Here is a 15,688-nt window from a genome sequence, read left to right on the forward strand (position 1 = left end):
GCCATGATGGGGACCGTGGGCGAGGCGCTGAGGGGTGCCGGGTATTCCGGTGCCGGCTGCTCCGGGGAGCGTGCCGGCTGTTCCGGCGAGCGCGGGGAGGTGACGTGGTGACGGCGTACGACTGCGATGTGCTGGTGGTCGGGGGCGGGATCGTAGGGCTGTCCACGGCGTACGCGATCACGCGGGCGGCGCCCGGCACGAGCGTCGTCGTGCTGGAGAAGGAGTCCGGGCCGGCGCGCCACCAGACCGGTCGCAACAGCGGGGTGATCCACAGCGGGATCTACTACCGCCCGGGGTCGTTCAAGGCGCGGTTCGCGGTGCGGGGCGCGGCGGAGATGGTGAAGTTCTGCGCCGAGTACGACCTGCCGCACGAGGTGACCGGCAAACTGATCGTCGCCACCGACCACGCGGAGCTGCCGAGGCTGCACGCCCTGGCCCAGCGCGGCCGGGAGAACGGCATCCCGGTGCGGGAGCTGGGGCGCGCCCAGATAGCGGAGTACGAGCCGCGGGTGCGCGGCATCGGTGCCATCCACGTCGGTACGACAGGCGTGTGCGACTACGGCGCGGTGGCCGCCCGCCTCGCCGGTCTGGCGGGGGACGCCGGGGCGTCGGTGCGGTTCGGGTCCGAGGTGCGGGTCATCGGGCGGCGCCCCGGGGCGGTCGCGGTGCGCACGGCCGCGGGCGAGGTGCTGCGCGCCCGGGTGCTGGTCAATTGCGCGGGCCTGTACAGCGACCGCGTGGCGCGGCTGGCGGGCGACGACCCCGGCATGCGGATCGTCCCCTTCCGGGGCGAGTACTTCGAGCTGGCCGCCTCCCGGGCGGACCTGGTGCGCGGCCTGGTCTATCCCGTCCCGGACCCGGCCTTCCCCTTCCTGGGCGTCCATCTGACCCGCGGCGTCGACGGCACCGTCCACTTGGGGCCGAACGCGGTCCCGGCCCTGGCCCGCGAGGGGTACACGCGGGGGACGGTGCGCCCCCGCGAGCTGGCCGGGACCCTGGCCTACCCCGGCTCCTGGCACATAGCCCGCCGCCACTGGCGGTACGGCGCGGGCGAGGTGCGGCGCTCGCTGTCGAAGCGCGCGTTCGCGAACGAGGTGCGCAGGCTGCTGCCGGACGTGACGGAGGCCGACCTGATACCGGCCCCGGCGGGGGTACGGGCCCAGGCGGTCCTGCGGGACGGCACGCTGGTGGACGACTTCCTGTTCGCGGAGTCGCACCGGATGGTGCACGTGCTGAACGCACCCTCTCCGGCGGCGACGGCGTCGCTGCCCATCGGCCGGGAGGTGGCCCGCAGGGCGCTGGCGGCGATGGGCTGAGGGGTGATCGTTCACCGGGTGGCCTCGCCGGGGCACCCGGCCGGGGTGAGGCGTCTTTCGGTCCCACCGTCACGGTGGACCTGGCCGGGGCACCCGGCCGGGCGAGGCCCTGCCACCCCACCGCCTACCCGCCCCCTGCGGCGCCCTGTCCTCGTGCTTTCCGCCGTCCGCCCCACCCCCCGTAGAATCGAACCACTGTGTCCGAGAACCTCACCTCCCCAGAAGCCGACGCGCAGCCCGGTCGTGACCGGCGCGAGCCGATGTTCCCCGGCGGCCCCGCCGCCGACCCCGCGGGCTCGCACCACGAACGCCGCATCCGCTCGTTCCAGCCGCGCCGCAGCCGGGTGACCACCGGCCAGGGCGACGCGCTGCGCCGCCTGTGGTCCCGATGGGGCCTGGACATCGACGGCCTGCGCCCCCTCGACCTCGGCGAGCTGTTCGGGGACCCGAAGCTGCCGGTCGTCCTGGAGATCGGCTTCGGCATGGGCGAGGCCACGGCCCAGATGGCGGCGGCCGACCCCGGCACGGGCATCCTGGCCTGCGACGTACACACCCCCGGCCAGGGCAACCTGCTCGGCCTGGCCGAGCGCAACGGCCTGGACAACGTCCGGGTCGCGAACGGCGACGCGATCATCCTGCTCCGCGAGATGCTCGCCCCCGACTCCCTCGCCGGCATCCGCGTCTACTTCCCGGACCCGTGGCCGAAGGCGCGCCACCACAAGCGCCGTCTGATCCAGCCGGAGTTCCTCGCGCTCGCCGCGACCCGTCTGGCGCCCGGTGCGCTGCTGCACTGCGCGACCGACTGGGAGCCGTACGCCGAGCAGATGCTCGAGGTCCTCACCGCCAGCCCCGACTTCGAGAACACCCAGCCCGACGGCGGCTTCGCCCCGCGCCCCGAGTTCCGTCCGCTGACGCGGTTCGAGGGCCAGGGCCTGGACAAGGGCCACGTCGTGCACGACCTCATGTTCCGCCGCAAGGCCTGACGGCTACGGCCGCACCCGCCGCTGTGGGTGGCCCGCGGCCGACGATCCACGGGGCGGGGCGGAGCGGCCAGGAGCCGCGCGACGCCCCGCCCTGCCAGGCACGACCGCCGGACGGCAACCGGCCCGATCGAGACGATCATGCCGTGGAACGGGCGGAAAACCGTCCGCTCCCCACTCCACCCCTTCGTTAGGGTCATCGAGTGCACGAGTCCCCGTCCCCTCAGCAATCGCTACCCGGGCCCATATCGGCCTACGGGCAGCAGTCGTACGACCGGCCGGTGCCGGCCTACGAACAGCAGCCGAGCTTCGCCGCGGTCCCCACACCGGCACGCTGGCGCTACAAGCCGCGCCGCGCCCTGTGGGACAACAAGGCGGTACGCGCGGGGGCGGTGATGCTGCTGCTCGCGCTGTGCGGCCTGATCATCTTGGCGCTCGTCCGCGAGCAGACCGGGACCGAGGGCTTCCTCGTCGGCCTCGGCCTCGCCGTGCTGCCCGTCCCCCTGCTCATAGCGGCGTTCCGCTGGATGGACCGGGTCGAACCCAAGCCCTGGCGGAATCTGATCTTCGCCTTCGCCTGGGGCGCGTGCGCGGCCACCCTCGTCGCCTTGCTGGCCAACACCTTCGCCACGAAGTGGCTCGTGAGCACCATTGACGTCGCCCAGCGCGCCGACGCCTGGGGCGCCACCTTCGTCGCACCGGTGGTGGAGGAGAGCGCCAAGGCGGCCGCGATCCTGCTGCTGTTCGTCTTCCGGCGCCGCGACTTCAACGGCATCGTCGACGGCGTCGTCATCGCCGGCCTCACCGCCACCGGCTTCGCGTTCACCGAGAACATCCTCTACCTCGGCAACGCCTTCGCCTCCGACCAGAGCTTCGGGCACTCGGGGCTGGGCTCGATGACGGTGGCGACGTTCTTCATGCGCGTGCTGATGTCGCCGTTCGCCCACCCGCTCTTCACCTCGATGACGGGCCTCGGCTTCGGCATAGCCGCGACCTTCGGCCCCCGCCGCCCCGTGCTGCGCGTCGTCATCCCCCTCGCCGGGCTGCTGGCCGCGATGGTCCTGCACGGCGTCTGGAACGGCTCGGCCACCCTCGGCGGCCTCGCCTTCCTCACGGTCTACGCCCTCTTCATGGTCCCGGTCTTCGGCGTCCTGACCTGGCTGACCATCTGGTCCCGCCAGAACGAGCTACGCACCGTCCGCGCCCACCTCCCCGCGTACCAGGCGGCCGGGTGGCTCACTCCGCCCGAGCCGATCGCGCTGTCCTCCATGCGCGCCCGGGGCATAGCCCGCGACATGGCCCGCCGCCACGGCGGCAAGCCCGCGGCCCAGGCGGTGGCCGAGTACATCGCGTTCGCGACGTCCCTGGCCTTCCTCCGCCAACGCGCCTACCGCGGCGCGGCGGGCCCGGACTTCACCGCCCGCGAGCAGGAACTGCTCCACCACCTCTGGCAGCGCAAGCACGTGGCCCAACCGGCCCTGGCGAGCGCGGCGACGACGGTCCCGATGCCGTTCGTACCCCCACCGGGGCCTTGGACGGGCGGTTACCCGGGCTACCCGCCGCAGGCGGGGCGGCATCGCTGAGTCCGGGCACCCTGTTCCCCAGGAACGTCCCTCCTGGGCAGCCATGCATCAGACCAACAGGCTGTGGCTGCACACTCGTTCATCGGCAAAGGGCTATTCTCTGATTCGAGACCTGAGATCACGCTCACACCACCAGTCCGGGGGGACTCATGCCTGCTCCGTTTGCCACGTCTCTGTGCGGCTATCGCGACGGCAAGCCAAACACGTCGGATTCACACGACAAGCAATCGGTCGAGCTGGGCAAAGTATTTTTCGAGGTGCTGGGAGTAAGCTCAGAGGCACCTGCAGACAAGGCCATCGGAAACGTCATGGCCAACGAGGTTTCCTCGGATCTGCAGAACTATCTGGAGGAACAGGCGCCGCACCTGTCCGTCGTACCGGAAAAGCCCTTCACCGCGTTCGAACAGTTCTCCCATTTGAGTGCGGTGCGCGACCTTCGCCAGGACATGGCCCGCGACGTGGTCGGTGCAGTCAACGTGCTGCGGATGCAATCCGTGAACATAGTCCCGGACGCCGAAGCCCGAGCCGATCTGAACGATCACCTCTCCCGCATCCAGGCGGAACTCGAAGTCGCCGAGTCGCGGCGCCGTGAATTGCTCGACCTCCTGGGAGAGGAGTCGCTTCTGAAGTTGGACATCACGGTATCTCGGGAGTCGTCGAGTCCGGCCGCTCCGCCCACGGTCCTCCCCCACCTCGTCGCCGGACTCTCCCTGAAGTGGTCTCTCCGAACCGATCGGGCGCAGGATTGCCGTAGTCAGGGAGCCAAGATGGCCAGCCTCCGTCGAGGGCGGATGCCCCATTTCGCCGCCCTCACCATGGAACCGCGTCCGTCGATGCTCGCCCTCCTGGGCAGGGGCTCCGGGGATCTCGACTGCGTCTACCACTTGCACCTGACCGCCCTTTCGGACGCCATAGACGAATACTGCGCCGGATCGACTTACAAGCCTCGGCTCGAAATCCGTGACAAGTTCAGGCGGCTCCGCGACCAGCGTCGGCTGCGCGACTACGACGAACTGCGCGGCTACCTCGCCACACTGTGAGAGAGCCGTCACAGTCGCACCACCGAGGAGAGCGGTAGTCATGCCTTCCGACCCCCGACTTGAGACTACTGACGCCACCAGGCGCCGCATGAGCCGCCAACGCTCTCGGGACACCGGCATCGAGGTGGCGTTGCGCCGCGAGCTGCACGGCAGAGGGATGCGTTACAGGGTGCACCGACGACCACTGGCCACCGTGCGTCGCGAAGCCGACATCGTCTTCGGCCCTGCCAGGGTTGCCGTGTTCGTCGACGGTTGCTTCTGGCACGGGTGCCCGACACACGCGACGTGGCCGAAGAGCAATGATCAGTTCTGGCGCGACAAGATCGAGGGGAACCAACGCCGCGACGGGGATACCGATCGACGTCTGACAGAGGCGGGCTGGGTGTCGCTTCGCATCTGGGAGCACGAGACCGTCAAAGAGGCAGCCGACCGCGTCCAGGCCACTGTGATGGCTCGCCGCTCATCCGCCACGCGGGCGACAGGGACAACTGTCAGTCCCTCCGATTAACCTTGCGGGCATGGCTAAGCACATCTCCATGATCGACCTGTTCGCCGGTTGCGGCGGCATGACAGCGGGCTTTATCGCCGCAAAGGGTTACAAACCGGTCATGGCGGTGGAGTGGGACCTCCACGCGGCAGCAACCTACGCGGCGAACTTCGGCGAGTCCCACATGCGTTGGGGCGATATCGCGGGCATCGAGGATCACGAGATCCCCAAAGCTAACCTGATCATCGGTGGGCCGCCCTGCCAGGGCTTCTCCAACCTGGGGACCAGAGATGTGAACGACCCGCGCAACAAGCTGTGGAAGGAATACATCCGCTTCGTTCGCCATGCCCGCCCGGAGGTCTTCGTCATCGAGAACGTCGACCGGTTCCTCAAGTCTTCGGAGTTCGCCCTCCTCAAAGACGAGGTTCGGAAGGGAGGCCTACTTGAGGGCTACGAGCTTTCACACGGCCATCTGCTGGCAGCCGACTTCGGTGCCCCTCAGCGCCGAAAGCGCGCAATTGTGATCGGTTCCCGCATCGGACGAATCCCGTTGCCCGACCCAAGCCATGGGCAGGGCAACCCCATGGGGCTCAAGAGCTGGCGCACGGTTCGCCACGCCTTCGACGGCAAGGGGCTGGCCGACAAGCCGGAGACAACCGTCCTGCCCGCTTCCTCCGCCACCTTCTTCGGCCAGTCCGTGCCGGGCGTCTTCAAGAGTGAGGACCTTCACATCGGCCGGACGCCGACAGAACTGTCACTGGCTCGCTACGCCCACATCCCGCCTGGCGGAGGCCGTTTCAACCTTCCCTACGATCTTCTCCCCAAGTGCTGGAAGAACAAGCCGACCGGGACGACAGACGTGATGGGGCGGATGCGATGGGACGAGCCTTCACTGACCATTAGGACCGAGTTCTACAAGCCGGAGAAGGGGCAGTACCTCCATCCACAATGGGAGGCGGGTGCCGATGGTTACCGGGTGGACCGGCCCATCACCCACCGCGAGGCTGCACTGCTACAGACCTTCCCCGACACATTCAACTGGTGCGGAACGAAGATTCAAATCGCGAAGCAGATCGGTAATGCGGTACCGCCTGTGCTCGCCGAAGCCATCGCCAGGCACATCAAGCCGTACATCGTCAGCTCTCAATAGTTGATCGCGGGCGCAGGCCACTTCGGGTCGTGAGATTTCGCCACCGCATACCAGGAACCATCGAGCTGAACCTGCGCCCCTTGCTGGGCCGAGGCCGCCGGCACCAAACGCACGGACACCCAAGACCCCTTTTCCGGGATCGGTAGCCCCAAAGAAGCGGCCACTCCGGGGCTGTCCTTCTGATGCCCCAGTATGACCACACCCTCCGATGCCAGGCGGTGACGTGCGTCGCGGACACGTTTCGGCGCATCCAACTGCTTTGCCACTGTCTCCACAGTATTTCGGTCGATCACACGTCCCTGCGCCTGCCTGAATAGTTGATCGACGCGTCGCTGACCAGCCGGCTCTGCAAAGACGAGCTCTCGTTTTTCTCCACTCAGCCCGAGCAAAATATTTTCTCGCAGCTCACCCGCCTCAAAAAGCCAAGTAATACCCTTCTTCCCAATGGAGGATATTTGGCGTTTACCGTCCTTGTTTTTCCCTCCCGTCAATATCTCCTCCCTTATGCGAACCAAACCTACCTTGAAAGATGATTTTTGGTCGTCTGCAGCCATGACGAGACATATATGCTTCATGGCTTCAGAGGGAATCATCCAGTTTCCCGTGAGGGAAAATTTCGCATCTACATCCACACCGGATATTTGGTAGTCCATCTCGGATCCACGAGGGAAGCCGAATTCGGCCCGGCAGACGATCTCCACCTTGGTGCCCAGGTACGTCTTTTCGGTCTTTTCCAGACTGCATATGTCATAGCGGCCGGTTCTTCGCCCGTCGAGTACCTCGTCGATCGACTGCCTCAAGACCGAAGAGAAACGATCCTCCACAGCCGACTGCCCGGCGAACCATGCCGCCACGCGTTCGAGTTGCTCATCCTCTTCCGCCTCCACCACGGGGGGCCAACCCGATGGCTCATGTCCTTCGAAGCCGTCAAATAGCATGCCGTCAGGTGTCACCATGGCGACACATTACGATCATGTTCCGACAAACACCATAGAAAACTGCCCAGCCGACCAGGCTGGTTGGCCCTCTTTCCGGCCAAACCGGCCTCGTCGGCCCAGGCTTTGGTCTACTTGTGTACTTGACAGCCCAACTCACGTGCCACCGTGGCACGTTCGATAATGCCCCTTACAGCCCCGAGCTCGGCCGAAATCTTCTGCCAAGCATCCGTCTCGAAGTCCTCTCGGAGCTGTTCGCCGAGCTCTCCAAGGCGTTCCGCCACGCTCCGGATCGACCGGGCAGGCGTCGCTCCCCTCAAGGGCATGACCTCCCACCAGTCCAGAGACGGCGAGCACACGGTGACTTTTTCGGAGACTCGAAGTGCCAGCACGAACCTCGATGCTTCACCACTGGGCACTGCAACTTGGTGGGCTTCGATGTCGCCCAGGAGTCCCTGCCGGTGAATAGCAGCCATGACCGTCGCCAAGGCCGTCGGGTGTGACCAGTCAGCGATCACCTCTCCAAGATCCGCGACGATGGCCGCCAAGTCCGCGTCCGCAATTTCCATCAGCACGCACTTCCGGGCTCCACCTCGAAGCGCACCTGCGCGCAGTCGAGGGCCATGTCCGGGTCGCCGTCGTGCGCGCTGAGCCAGCGGAGGAGGTCCGCGATCAATCCGATTGCGGCCTCCTCCGCGGTGGTGCGGCTGAGCCTGGACGTTCGGGACGCGGGGAGTGGGCGGGAGCCGTAGAGGGTGAGCAGCGCCTCGGCGCGCATGTCCCTCGGATCGCCCGAGCGTGCTTCCGGCTCGGCGAACCCGGTTGCCAGCTCGCACCACGTCGTCTTGCCGTGGTCAGTGGGGCTCACGCCCCAGCGGTCCGCCACTGCGGCAACCAGGTGCAGCCCCCGGCCGTTCTCCTCTGTCGCCGACGCGCGGAACGACTTCGGCAACGTGCCGACGTCGGGGTCTCTGACCTCGATGCGAAGATGCGCCCCCTGCAGAGAGACAGCGATCCACGTCGGCGTCTTCACGCCCACGTGAGTGATGACGTTGGTGACGAGCTCGGTGAGGCATAGCTGCGCCGCGTCGATCAGTGCCGGTAGGCCCCAGAGGGTGAGGTTCAGCCGGACAGCCCGACGTAGGGGGGCCACTCGCTCGGGCTCGGCCAGGAACGGGAGTTCCCACTCCGGGCAGGGCGTGGGGCATGGGCGCACGTTCATGTGAATCGGTCCCTCCGATACGGCGCCTTCCAGCGCGCTGTGTAATCGGGCAGATCCCGAGAGTGGCATTGAGAGTTCCAAAATGGAACTCTCGGAAGCGGATTCCGGGAGCATGGTGCAGCCGTGTGCGCCCCGGCGCGCACTCCCTTGTGTTCCGCCGCATTGCACATGCAGGCTCGGTGCGATCCACACGGAGGGCTCTGATCATGGCAGTTGGACCGACCACCCGAAGGCGTCAGTTGGGCGCCGACCTGCGCCGCCTTCGCGAGCGCAAGGGCCTCACCTTGGAGGAGGCGGGCGCACGCGTGGGCATCTCGAAAGCCACCCTGAGTCGGTACGAGACCAAAGAGGGCTCGGTGAAGTGGCCCGCCGTCGACGCGCTCTGTCGCGAGTACGACGCGTCCGAAGCGGAGCGGGCGGCCCTCGTGGAGTTGGCCAAGGGCGCCAAAATTCAAGGGTGGTGGCGCTCATTGGCTGATCCCATCCCCGAGTCGATGAACCTCATGCTGACTCTCGAGGACGAGGTCGTGCGGGAGAGCCATTACGCCTGCATGTATGTGCCGGGCCTGTTGCAGACACGCGCTTACGCGGAGGCCGTGCACCGCGCCTCGGAGGTTCCCTGCACGGAGCAGGAGGTGAAGCACATGGTGGACATCCGCATGAAACGACAGGAGTTGCTGACGCGCGAGGAGCCACCGCACATCTGGGCCGTCGTCGACGAGGCCGCCATCCGACGCACGGTGGGTGATCGGGACACCATGCGTGAGCAGCTACGCCACCTTGTGAAAGCCGCCGACTCGCCTCACGTGACGGTGCAGATCCTGCCGTTCTCCTCGGGCGCACACGACGCAGCCAGGACCAGCTTTGTGATCCTTGGTGGAGCGACCCCGTCACTCGACGTCGTCTACGTGGACATCCTCGGCGGTGGCTTGTTCATGGAGAAGCCACCGGAACTCGCGCGCTATAAGCTGGCGTTCGAATACCTCTGCGCGCAGGCGCTGGATGTCGAGGCGTCAATGGCGACCATTGAGCGGGTCCGCAAGGAGCTTTGATGCACGACCTTCATCACAGAGTGGGCACACTCGCATGGTTGAAGTCCTCGTACAGCGGCGGCAGTGGGTCCGAGTGCCTCGAAGCCGCCGTCGGAACGGTCCACACCGCCGTACGGGACTCCAAGAACCCCCGCGGCGCCGTGCTCGCCTTCCCGCACGACGCCTGGGCGGAATTCGTCGGGGCCATACGGATCGGGCGGCTCGGCTGAGCAGCGCGCCCCTGGGGAGACGTGATGCACGAAGGACCGACGGCGACAGCCGTAGACGCCTGGTTCAAGTCCTCCTACAGCGGAGCCGGCACGACCGAGTGCCTAGAAGCCGCCGTCCAGGAAGGACGCACCGCCGTCCGCGACTCCAAGGACCCCACCCGGGCCCCGCTCGCCTTCCCTCACCGCGCCTGGGCCGACTTCGTCGGGGCCATACGGATCGGGCGGCTCGGGTGAGAGCGCTGGCCGCCGGTGCCCGTGCCGGCGCCCGGGTGGGTCGGGGACAGGAAGACGGCCATGTCGTTCTCCGCGCCCGGCAGTGGGCGTAGCTCGTGCCAGCCCAGGCGGTGGTACGTCGCCATGGTGGCCGTGGCCTTGCGGGCGGTGCGGAGCCAGGAGCGGGCGGCGGGGGCGTCCGTGGCGAGTTCGGCGAGGAGGCGGCGGCCCAGGCCGTCGGGCCGGGAGCGGCGGCGGACGGCCAGTTCGTCGACCTCCAGGGCGCCCATCAGGAGGTCGGTGACGCGTTTCGGGCCGAGCTGGGACGTGACCTTGCCGTACCTCCGGGTCGTCGGGAACGGGGGCCGGGTGAGCCAGCCCGTGGCGAAGCCCTCGATGCCCGCCGGGGACTGGGCGACGGCCGCGCGGAAGCCGAGGCGCTGCGCATCGGTGGTGAGGCGGGTGCGGAAGCGGCGAACGGATTCCTCGTCCTCGTTCCACGGTGGTGCCGTGAAGACCTCGGCGTACGCCTCGACCAGCGCATCAGCCAATCTCAGGACATTAGGCCCGTACCAGATCACCTGTGCGCTCCTCGGGTCGAAGCCTCCCTCAAGTACCGAATTTACGCGGGGATAGCCTCTTGGGACGGAGCTTTTCCTTAGCCTGGAGGTGCCTTATGGGTCGGATTCCGACGTCTGTTGTAGCCGCGAGCGGGCTTGTGGGTGGTTACGGCGTGGCCCGCTGGACGAAGCGGCGGCCGCTCGGCGGGGTGGCGCTGGCCGCCGCCGGGGCCGTGGCCGCGCGGCAGTGGGCGCGGTCGGCCGGGGCGGGGAAGTCCGCCGCGCTGAGCGGGCTGTACGTCGCCGCGTTCGCCGGGTCCCATCCGCTCGCCAAGAAGGTCGGCGCCTGGCCGTCCGTCTTCGCCGTGGCCGGCGGGGTCGCCCTCGCCTCCTGGGCCGTCGAGCGCAAGGCCTGACCAGTCCGATGACGGATTTGGGCCGGGGCCCCTCCGCCCCGGCCCGTAACCGTCCCCCCTTACGCCGACGCCTCCGTCAGGCGGCTCAGCTCCGCCTCCGTGAGCGTCAGGTCCGCCACCGCCAGCAGCGCCGGCAGCTGCTCCACCGTGCGCGCGCTCGCCAGCGGGGACGCGACGGTCGGCTGGGCCGCCAGCCAGGCCAGCGCCACCGTGGCGACCTCGGCGTCGTGCGCCTTCGCCACCTCGTCCAGGGCGACGAGGACGCGGCGGCCGCGCTCGGACTCCAGGTGCCGGGCGGCGCTGCCCGCCCGCGCGCTGTCCACGTTCTGGCCCGGGCGGTACTTGCCGGTGAGGAAGCCCGAGGCCAGGGCGTAGTACGGGACGGCCGCCAGGCCGTGGCGGGCGGCGACGTCGGCCAGGTCGCCTTCGTAGGTGTCGCGGGAGACCAGGTTGTAGTGGGGCTGGATCGCGGCGTACTTGGCGAGCCCGGACTCCTCGGAGAAGGCGAGGGACTCGGCCAGCCGGTCCGCGGTGATGTTGGAGGCGGCGATCTCGCGGACCTTGCCCTCCTTCACCAGGGCGTCGAGGGCCGTGATGAACTCCTCCGCCGGCACCGACGGATCGTCGTAGTGCGTGTAGTAGAGGTCGATGTAGTCGGTGCGCAGGCGCCGCAGCGATTCCTCGACGCCCGCCTTGATGACGTTCGCGGACAGGCCGCGCGGCTGGGGGTGGCCGGCGCCGACCTTGGTGGCGAGGACGATGTCGGCGCGGTTGCCGCGTGCGGCGAACCAGTTGCCGATGACGGTCTCGGATTCGCCGCCCTTGTTGCCCGGGGCCCAGGCGGAGTACACGTCCGCGGTGTCGATGAAGTTCCCGCCCGCCGCGGCGTAGGCGTCGAGGACGGCGAAGGACTCCGCCTCGTCGGCCGTCCACCCGAAGACATTGCCGCCGAGGGCGAGCGGGTGGACGGACAGGTTGCCGATCTTCTGGTGAATGTCAGCCATGCGGAAACACAACGCCCCGGCGGAGGTCGGTATTCCGCTCGGTACGCCGGCCCGTCGCTCCGGGCCGTTCACACCGGCCCGCCCCGCACCGGCCCCGTCACGCCTCCGCCGTGATCGGACCCGCCTCCGGCGTGGACGGCCCCTCCGGCGGCGTCTTCGTCGCCGCCGACAGGGGTGCCGCGATGTCCTCCAGCGAGCGGCCCTCCGCCGGGACGGCCAGCACCGCCGCGACCAGCCCGGCCAGGCACATCAGTGCCGCGCCGATCTGGAAGGCGAGGACCGTGTCACCGACGACGCCGCTCGCCGTCAGCGAGGAGAACAGCAGCGGGCCGCTGATGCCGCCCGCCGCCGTGCCCAGGGCGTAGAAGAAGGCGATGGCCATGGCCCGGGTCTCCATCGGGAAGATCTCCGAGACCGTGAGATAGGCGCTGCTCGCGCCCGCCGAGGCGAAGAAGAGGACGACGGCCCAGCAGGCGGTGAGGGTGTTGGCGCTCAGATGGCCGCCGTCGAAGAGCGCGGCCGTGCCGAAGAGGAGCACTCCGGACAGCAGATACGTCGACGAGATCATGATGCGTCGGCCGACCGTGTCGAAGAGCCTGCCGAGGAGCAGCGGGCCGAGGAAGTTCCCGACCGCTATCACCGCGAAGAAGTAGCCGGTGTGCGACGTGGAGACGTCGTAGAAGGTGGTGAGGATGGCCCCGAAGCCGAAGGTGATCGCGTTGTAGAGGAACGCCTGGCCGATGAAGAGCGCGAGGCCGAGGATCGCCCGGCGCCGGTACTGGGAGAAGACCGTGCGGGCGATGGTGCCGAAGCCGATGCTCTTGCGCTGGTGGATCGTGATCTGCCGGGTGGGCGGCGGCAGCACCTCGCCCTTCTCCATTTCGATGCGTTGTTCGATGGAGGCCACCAGCACTTCGGCCTCTTCACCCCGGCCGTGGATGAACAGCCAGCGTGGGCTTTCGGGCACATGGCGCCGGACGAGCAGGATGACCAGTCCCAGGACGACGCCGAGGCCGAAGGTGATCCGCCAGCCCAGGTCGGCCGGGAAGATGCTCGTGTCCAGCATCAGGATGGACAGCAGGGAGCCGCCGATCGCGCCGAGCCAGAAGCTGCCGTTGATGATCAGGTCGACACGGCCGCGGTAGGTGGCGGGGATCAGCTCGTCGATGGCGGAGTTGATGGCCGCGTATTCGCCGCCGATGCCGAACCCGGTCAGGAAGCGGAAGGCGAAGAACCACCAGGTGGAGAAGGAGAACGCGGTCATCGCGGTCGCCGCCAGATAGACGGCGAGCGTGATCATGAAGAGTTTCTTGCGGCCGAAGAGGTCGGTCAGCCGGCCGAAGAAGAGCGCCCCGGCGCAGGCTCCCGCGACGTAGAGGGCCGCCGCCAACCCCGTGACCTGCCCGGAGGTGATGGACAGACCGCTGTCCTTCTCGGAGAGCCGGCCGGCGATATTGCCGACGACCGTCACCTCCAGGCCGTCCAGGATCCAGACGGTGCCGAGGCCGATCACCACCGTCCAGTGCCACCGGGACCAGGGCAGCCGGTCGAGGCGGGCAGGCACGGAGGTGGTGATCGTCGCATTCGTCACACACCCCGAGTTCCCAAGCGAACCGAAAGCATTCGTGGCAAAGGTGTGGTTATCGGGACCGATTATCGACGTCGTGCGGGACCGGGCGGAGAACGTAGGGCTTCTACGTTCGTACGGCCCCGCAGACCTCTTTACCCCTTACGGCCGCTCGACAGCCCTTACGGCTGCAGGCCGCGGCCGCGCAGCCACGACAGCGGGTCGACCGGCGAGCCGCCGCCCGGCCGGGTCTCCAGGTGCAGGTGGGGGCCGGTGACGTTGCCGGTCGCGCCGACCCGGCCGATCACGTCGCCCGCCGAGACCTGGCCCGAGGTGACCACCATCGAGGAGAGGTGGCAGTACCAGATCTGGGTGCCGTCATCCATGGTCAGCACGATGCGGTAGCCGTACGCGCCCGCCCACCCCGCACTGGTGACCGTGCCGCCGCCGACCGCCTTGACCGGGGTGCCGGTCGGGGCGGCGAAGTCCGCGCCGGTGTGGTTCGCGGACCACATGTCGCCGGCCTGGCCGAAGCCCGCGGTCAGCGTGTAGGACCCGACGGGGAGGCTGTACGAGCCCGAGCCGTGGCCACCGCCCGAGGACCCCGAGCCGCCGCTCCCCGCTTCGCTTCCGGATTCGTCACCGGATTCGCTCGTGGATTCGCTGGAAGATTCGTTCGAAGCCTTTTCGGCGGCCTGCTCGGCGGCCTTTTCCGCTTCCGCCTTCTTCGCCGCGGCCTCGGCTTCCGCCTTCTCCTTCTCGGCGGCCTCGGCGGCGGCCTGCTCGGCCTTCTCGGCCGCGGCCTTCCGGTGGGCCTCCGCGGCCGTCTTCGCCGCGGCCTCGCGGGCCTCCTCGTCACCGAGGTTCTGCTGGTGCTCGGCCTGCTGCAGGATGCGGGCGCGCAGCGCCTCGCCCGCGTCGGCGGTGCCCCGGGCCGCTTCCTCGGCGGACAGCCCCGCCTGGGTCAGCGGCTGGTCGGCACCGGGCGCCTGCGCCGCCGCGGAGCCGGCGGCGGGGGCGGAGTCCGCCTTCTGGTGGTCGTCGCCGGTCAGCAGCGCGCCGAAGCCGGGGATGTTCTGGGCCATGTCCGGCACGGATATCGGGGCCGCCGGGCGGTCCTGTGCCGTCGCCATGCCGCCCGCGCCGACCGCCGCGATCACCCCGACGCCGAGGACCGCACCGCTGCGGGCCATCGTGCCGCCGCGCTGCTTGACGACGCGGTGTCTGCCACGGACGGGCGCGATGGATTCCTCGGTGGGGTTCCACACGCCCCCGGGCGCACCGGCGGGCCCGGCGGCCATGGGGGCCGCAGGGGTCACGGTGGTCACAGGGGCGTTCACCGGGGGCTCGGCGGCGACGGCGGGCTCGGTCGCGGGCGTCAGCGAGGCAGGCGGCGTCAGCGGGTTCGGCGAGGCCGGCGGCGTCAGCGGGGCCAGCGGGGTCATGTACGCGGGCACGATCGAAGGCTCCGGCGCGTAAGCCCCGTACAGCTCCGGCTGCTCCGGCGACCCCGGCTGCTCGTAAGACCCGTACGAACCAGCTGTCTCGTACGAACCGTAGGTCTCGTACGAACCATCGCCGAGGGCAGGCTTGTTGGACGCCACGAGGGCGACTCCTTTCCTTCCTTCTCGCCTACCGGGTTAGCTGACGGGTTCGGAGCAGGAAGGTCTCCTACGGGCCGGAGTACAGCCCGATTCACCCCAAGTTTGGTGGTTCCCCGGTTCCCGGTTTTGTCGCTGGTGTCGCAGATGGTGCTGTGCCCGCGGGATTCGGCGAAGGCGCACGGTGCCGCCTCTTGCGGCGGCTGTGACGACCGCGCTGCGTTATCGAACGTTAATAGACATGACTGGCGGATTCCAAGCCGAACGCCCGATCCCACCGACTTCCGAGGCCGGACTTCTCGGGGCACGCGGGTTTCCCCAGAAGGGAGTTACCGCCCGCTACCGGAACGCAA

17 protein-coding genes and 1 riboswitch are annotated in these 15,688 nt (G+C 68.7%); of the genes, 10 read left to right on the plus strand and 7 right to left on the minus strand.

Going from position 1 to position 15,688, the window contains the following annotated elements:
* Nucleotides 1-107: 107 nt before the first annotated feature.
* From lhgO to ACZ6MA_RS19805, 6 genes are all read left to right on the plus strand, one after another.
* The gene (gene lhgO / locus ACZ6MA_RS19780; protein WP_469435485.1) at nt 108-1,316 is read left to right on the plus strand and encodes an L-2-hydroxyglutarate oxidase; all 1,209 of its coding nucleotides are present in this window, start codon (nt 108-110) and stop codon (nt 1,314-1,316) included.
* A 197-nt stretch (nt 1,317-1,513) separates the two neighbouring features.
* Nucleotides 1,514-2,299: a tRNA (guanosine(46)-N7)-methyltransferase TrmB gene (trmB, locus tag ACZ6MA_RS19785; RefSeq protein WP_469435200.1), complete on the plus strand. Its 786-nt coding sequence runs from the start codon at nt 1,514-1,516 to the stop codon at nt 2,297-2,299.
* A gap of 200 nt (nt 2,300-2,499) precedes the next feature.
* The gene (locus ACZ6MA_RS19790; protein ID WP_469435201.1) at nt 2,500-3,879 is read left to right on the plus strand and encodes a PrsW family intramembrane metalloprotease; all 1,380 of its coding nucleotides are present in this window, start codon (nt 2,500-2,502) and stop codon (nt 3,877-3,879) included.
* Between the two features lie 149 nt (nt 3,880-4,028).
* Nucleotides 4,029-4,919, plus strand: a complete 891-nt coding sequence (locus ACZ6MA_RS19795) for an NgoMIV family type II restriction endonuclease (protein WP_469435202.1) — start codon at nt 4,029-4,031, stop codon at nt 4,917-4,919.
* Nucleotides 4,920-4,959: 40 nt separating this feature from the next.
* A complete protein-coding gene (locus ACZ6MA_RS19800; protein WP_469435203.1) occupies nt 4,960-5,427 on the plus strand; it encodes a very short patch repair endonuclease in 468 nt (155 codons plus the stop codon).
* A gap of 10 nt (nt 5,428-5,437) precedes the next feature.
* Nucleotides 5,438-6,556: a DNA cytosine methyltransferase gene (locus ACZ6MA_RS19805; RefSeq protein WP_469435204.1), complete on the plus strand. Its 1,119-nt coding sequence runs from the start codon at nt 5,438-5,440 to the stop codon at nt 6,554-6,556.
* On the opposite strand, the gene ACZ6MA_RS19810 is transcribed toward ACZ6MA_RS19805, so the two are convergent.
* From ACZ6MA_RS19810 to ACZ6MA_RS19820, 3 genes are all read right to left on the minus strand, one after another.
* Complete coding sequence (locus tag ACZ6MA_RS19810) at nt 6,550-7,512, minus strand: NaeI family type II restriction endonuclease (protein WP_469435205.1); 963 nt, start codon at nt 7,510-7,512, stop codon at nt 6,550-6,552. The two genes, ACZ6MA_RS19805 and ACZ6MA_RS19810, sit on opposite strands and share 7 nt — an antisense overlap.
* Before the next feature lie 110 nt (nt 7,513-7,622).
* Nucleotides 7,623-8,066: a hypothetical protein gene (locus ACZ6MA_RS19815; RefSeq protein WP_469435206.1), complete on the minus strand. Its 444-nt coding sequence runs from the start codon at nt 8,064-8,066 to the stop codon at nt 7,623-7,625.
* On the minus strand, nt 8,060-8,713 hold the full coding sequence (locus tag ACZ6MA_RS19820) for an ATP-binding protein (RefSeq protein WP_469435207.1): 654 nt from the start codon (nt 8,711-8,713) through the stop codon (nt 8,060-8,062). The genes ACZ6MA_RS19815 and ACZ6MA_RS19820 overlap by 7 nt, the downstream gene beginning before the upstream one ends.
* Before the next feature lie 206 nt (nt 8,714-8,919).
* Here ACZ6MA_RS19820 and ACZ6MA_RS19825 point away from each other — a divergent pair, with 206 nt between their 5' ends.
* Genes ACZ6MA_RS19825 through ACZ6MA_RS19835 form a run of 3 tightly spaced genes read left to right on the plus strand, consistent with a single transcriptional unit; the run spans nt 8,920 to nt 10,208 of the window.
* Complete coding sequence (locus tag ACZ6MA_RS19825; RefSeq protein ID WP_469435208.1) at nt 8,920-9,765, plus strand: helix-turn-helix domain-containing protein; 846 nt, start codon at nt 8,920-8,922, stop codon at nt 9,763-9,765.
* A complete protein-coding gene (locus ACZ6MA_RS19830) occupies nt 9,765-9,974 on the plus strand; it encodes a DUF397 domain-containing protein (RefSeq protein ID WP_469435209.1) in 210 nt (69 codons plus the stop codon). The genes ACZ6MA_RS19825 and ACZ6MA_RS19830 overlap by 1 nt, the downstream gene beginning before the upstream one ends.
* A gap of 24 nt (nt 9,975-9,998) precedes the next feature.
* A complete protein-coding gene (locus ACZ6MA_RS19835; RefSeq protein ID WP_469435210.1) occupies nt 9,999-10,208 on the plus strand; it encodes a DUF397 domain-containing protein in 210 nt (69 codons plus the stop codon).
* Here the strand turns inward: ACZ6MA_RS19835 and ACZ6MA_RS19840 are convergent.
* Nucleotides 10,154-10,738: an N-acetyltransferase gene (locus ACZ6MA_RS19840; RefSeq protein WP_469435211.1), complete on the minus strand. Its 585-nt coding sequence runs from the start codon at nt 10,736-10,738 to the stop codon at nt 10,154-10,156. The genes ACZ6MA_RS19835 and ACZ6MA_RS19840 overlap by 55 nt on opposite strands.
* A 125-nt stretch (nt 10,739-10,863) precedes the next feature.
* Between ACZ6MA_RS19840 and ACZ6MA_RS19845 the strand changes: the two genes are divergently transcribed.
* Entirely contained in the window at nt 10,864-11,163 is a 300-nt protein-coding gene (locus ACZ6MA_RS19845) for a hypothetical protein (RefSeq protein WP_469435212.1), read from the plus strand.
* A gap of 59 nt (nt 11,164-11,222) precedes the next feature.
* Here ACZ6MA_RS19845 and ACZ6MA_RS19850 read toward each other — a convergent pair whose 3' ends face one another.
* The 3 genes from ACZ6MA_RS19850 to ACZ6MA_RS19860 all read right to left on the minus strand — a co-directional run bounded on the left by ACZ6MA_RS19850 (nt 11,223) and on the right by ACZ6MA_RS19860 (nt 15,035).
* Nucleotides 11,223-12,167 (minus strand): aldo/keto reductase, encoded by a 945-nt coding sequence (locus ACZ6MA_RS19850; protein ID WP_469435213.1) that lies wholly within the window; start codon nt 12,165-12,167, stop codon nt 11,223-11,225.
* A gap of 97 nt (nt 12,168-12,264) precedes the next feature.
* Nucleotides 12,265-13,758 (minus strand): MFS transporter, encoded by a 1,494-nt coding sequence (locus ACZ6MA_RS19855; protein ID WP_469435214.1) that lies wholly within the window; start codon nt 13,756-13,758, stop codon nt 12,265-12,267.
* A gap of 158 nt (nt 13,759-13,916) precedes the next feature.
* Nucleotides 13,917-15,035, minus strand: a complete 1,119-nt coding sequence (locus tag ACZ6MA_RS19860) for a M23 family metallopeptidase (RefSeq protein WP_469435486.1) — start codon at nt 15,033-15,035, stop codon at nt 13,917-13,919.
* Nucleotides 15,036-15,348: 313 nt separating this feature from the next.
* Nucleotides 15,349-15,480, minus strand: a riboswitch (cyclic di-AMP (ydaO/yuaA leader).
* Nucleotides 15,481-15,688: the final 208 nt, after the last annotated feature.

It is taken from the genome of Streptomyces sp. NPDC042259 (genome assembly GCF_055582085.1).

Bases quoted from the DNA above. Each gene is read 5' to 3' on its own strand.
- ACZ6MA_RS19845 (WP_469435212.1), top strand. From the start codon at position 10,864: ATGGGTCGGATTCCGACGTCTGTTGTAGCCGCGAGCGGGCTTGTGGGT.
- ACZ6MA_RS19800 (WP_469435203.1), top strand. From the start codon at position 4,960: ATGCCTTCCGACCCCCGACTTGAGACTACTGACGCCACCAGGCGCCGC.
- ACZ6MA_RS19795 (WP_469435202.1), top strand. From the start codon at position 4,029: ATGCCTGCTCCGTTTGCCACGTCTCTGTGCGGCTATCGCGACGGCAAG.
- ACZ6MA_RS19850 (WP_469435213.1), bottom strand. From the start codon at position 12,167: ATGGCTGACATTCACCAGAAGATCGGCAACCTGTCCGTCCACCCGCTC.
- ACZ6MA_RS19830 (WP_469435209.1), top strand. From the start codon at position 9,765: ATGCACGACCTTCATCACAGAGTGGGCACACTCGCATGGTTGAAGTCC.
- ACZ6MA_RS19835 (WP_469435210.1), top strand. From the start codon at position 9,999: ATGCACGAAGGACCGACGGCGACAGCCGTAGACGCCTGGTTCAAGTCC.
- ACZ6MA_RS19810 (WP_469435205.1), bottom strand. From the start codon at position 7,512: ATGGTGACACCTGACGGCATGCTATTTGACGGCTTCGAAGGACATGAG.
- ACZ6MA_RS19805 (WP_469435204.1), top strand. From the start codon at position 5,438: ATGGCTAAGCACATCTCCATGATCGACCTGTTCGCCGGTTGCGGCGGC.
- ACZ6MA_RS19860 (WP_469435486.1), bottom strand. From the start codon at position 15,035: ATGGCCGCCGGGCCCGCCGGTGCGCCCGGGGGCGTGTGGAACCCCACC.
- ACZ6MA_RS19820 (WP_469435207.1), bottom strand. From the start codon at position 8,713: ATGAACGTGCGCCCATGCCCCACGCCCTGCCCGGAGTGGGAACTCCCG.
- ACZ6MA_RS19825 (WP_469435208.1), top strand. From the start codon at position 8,920: ATGGCAGTTGGACCGACCACCCGAAGGCGTCAGTTGGGCGCCGACCTG.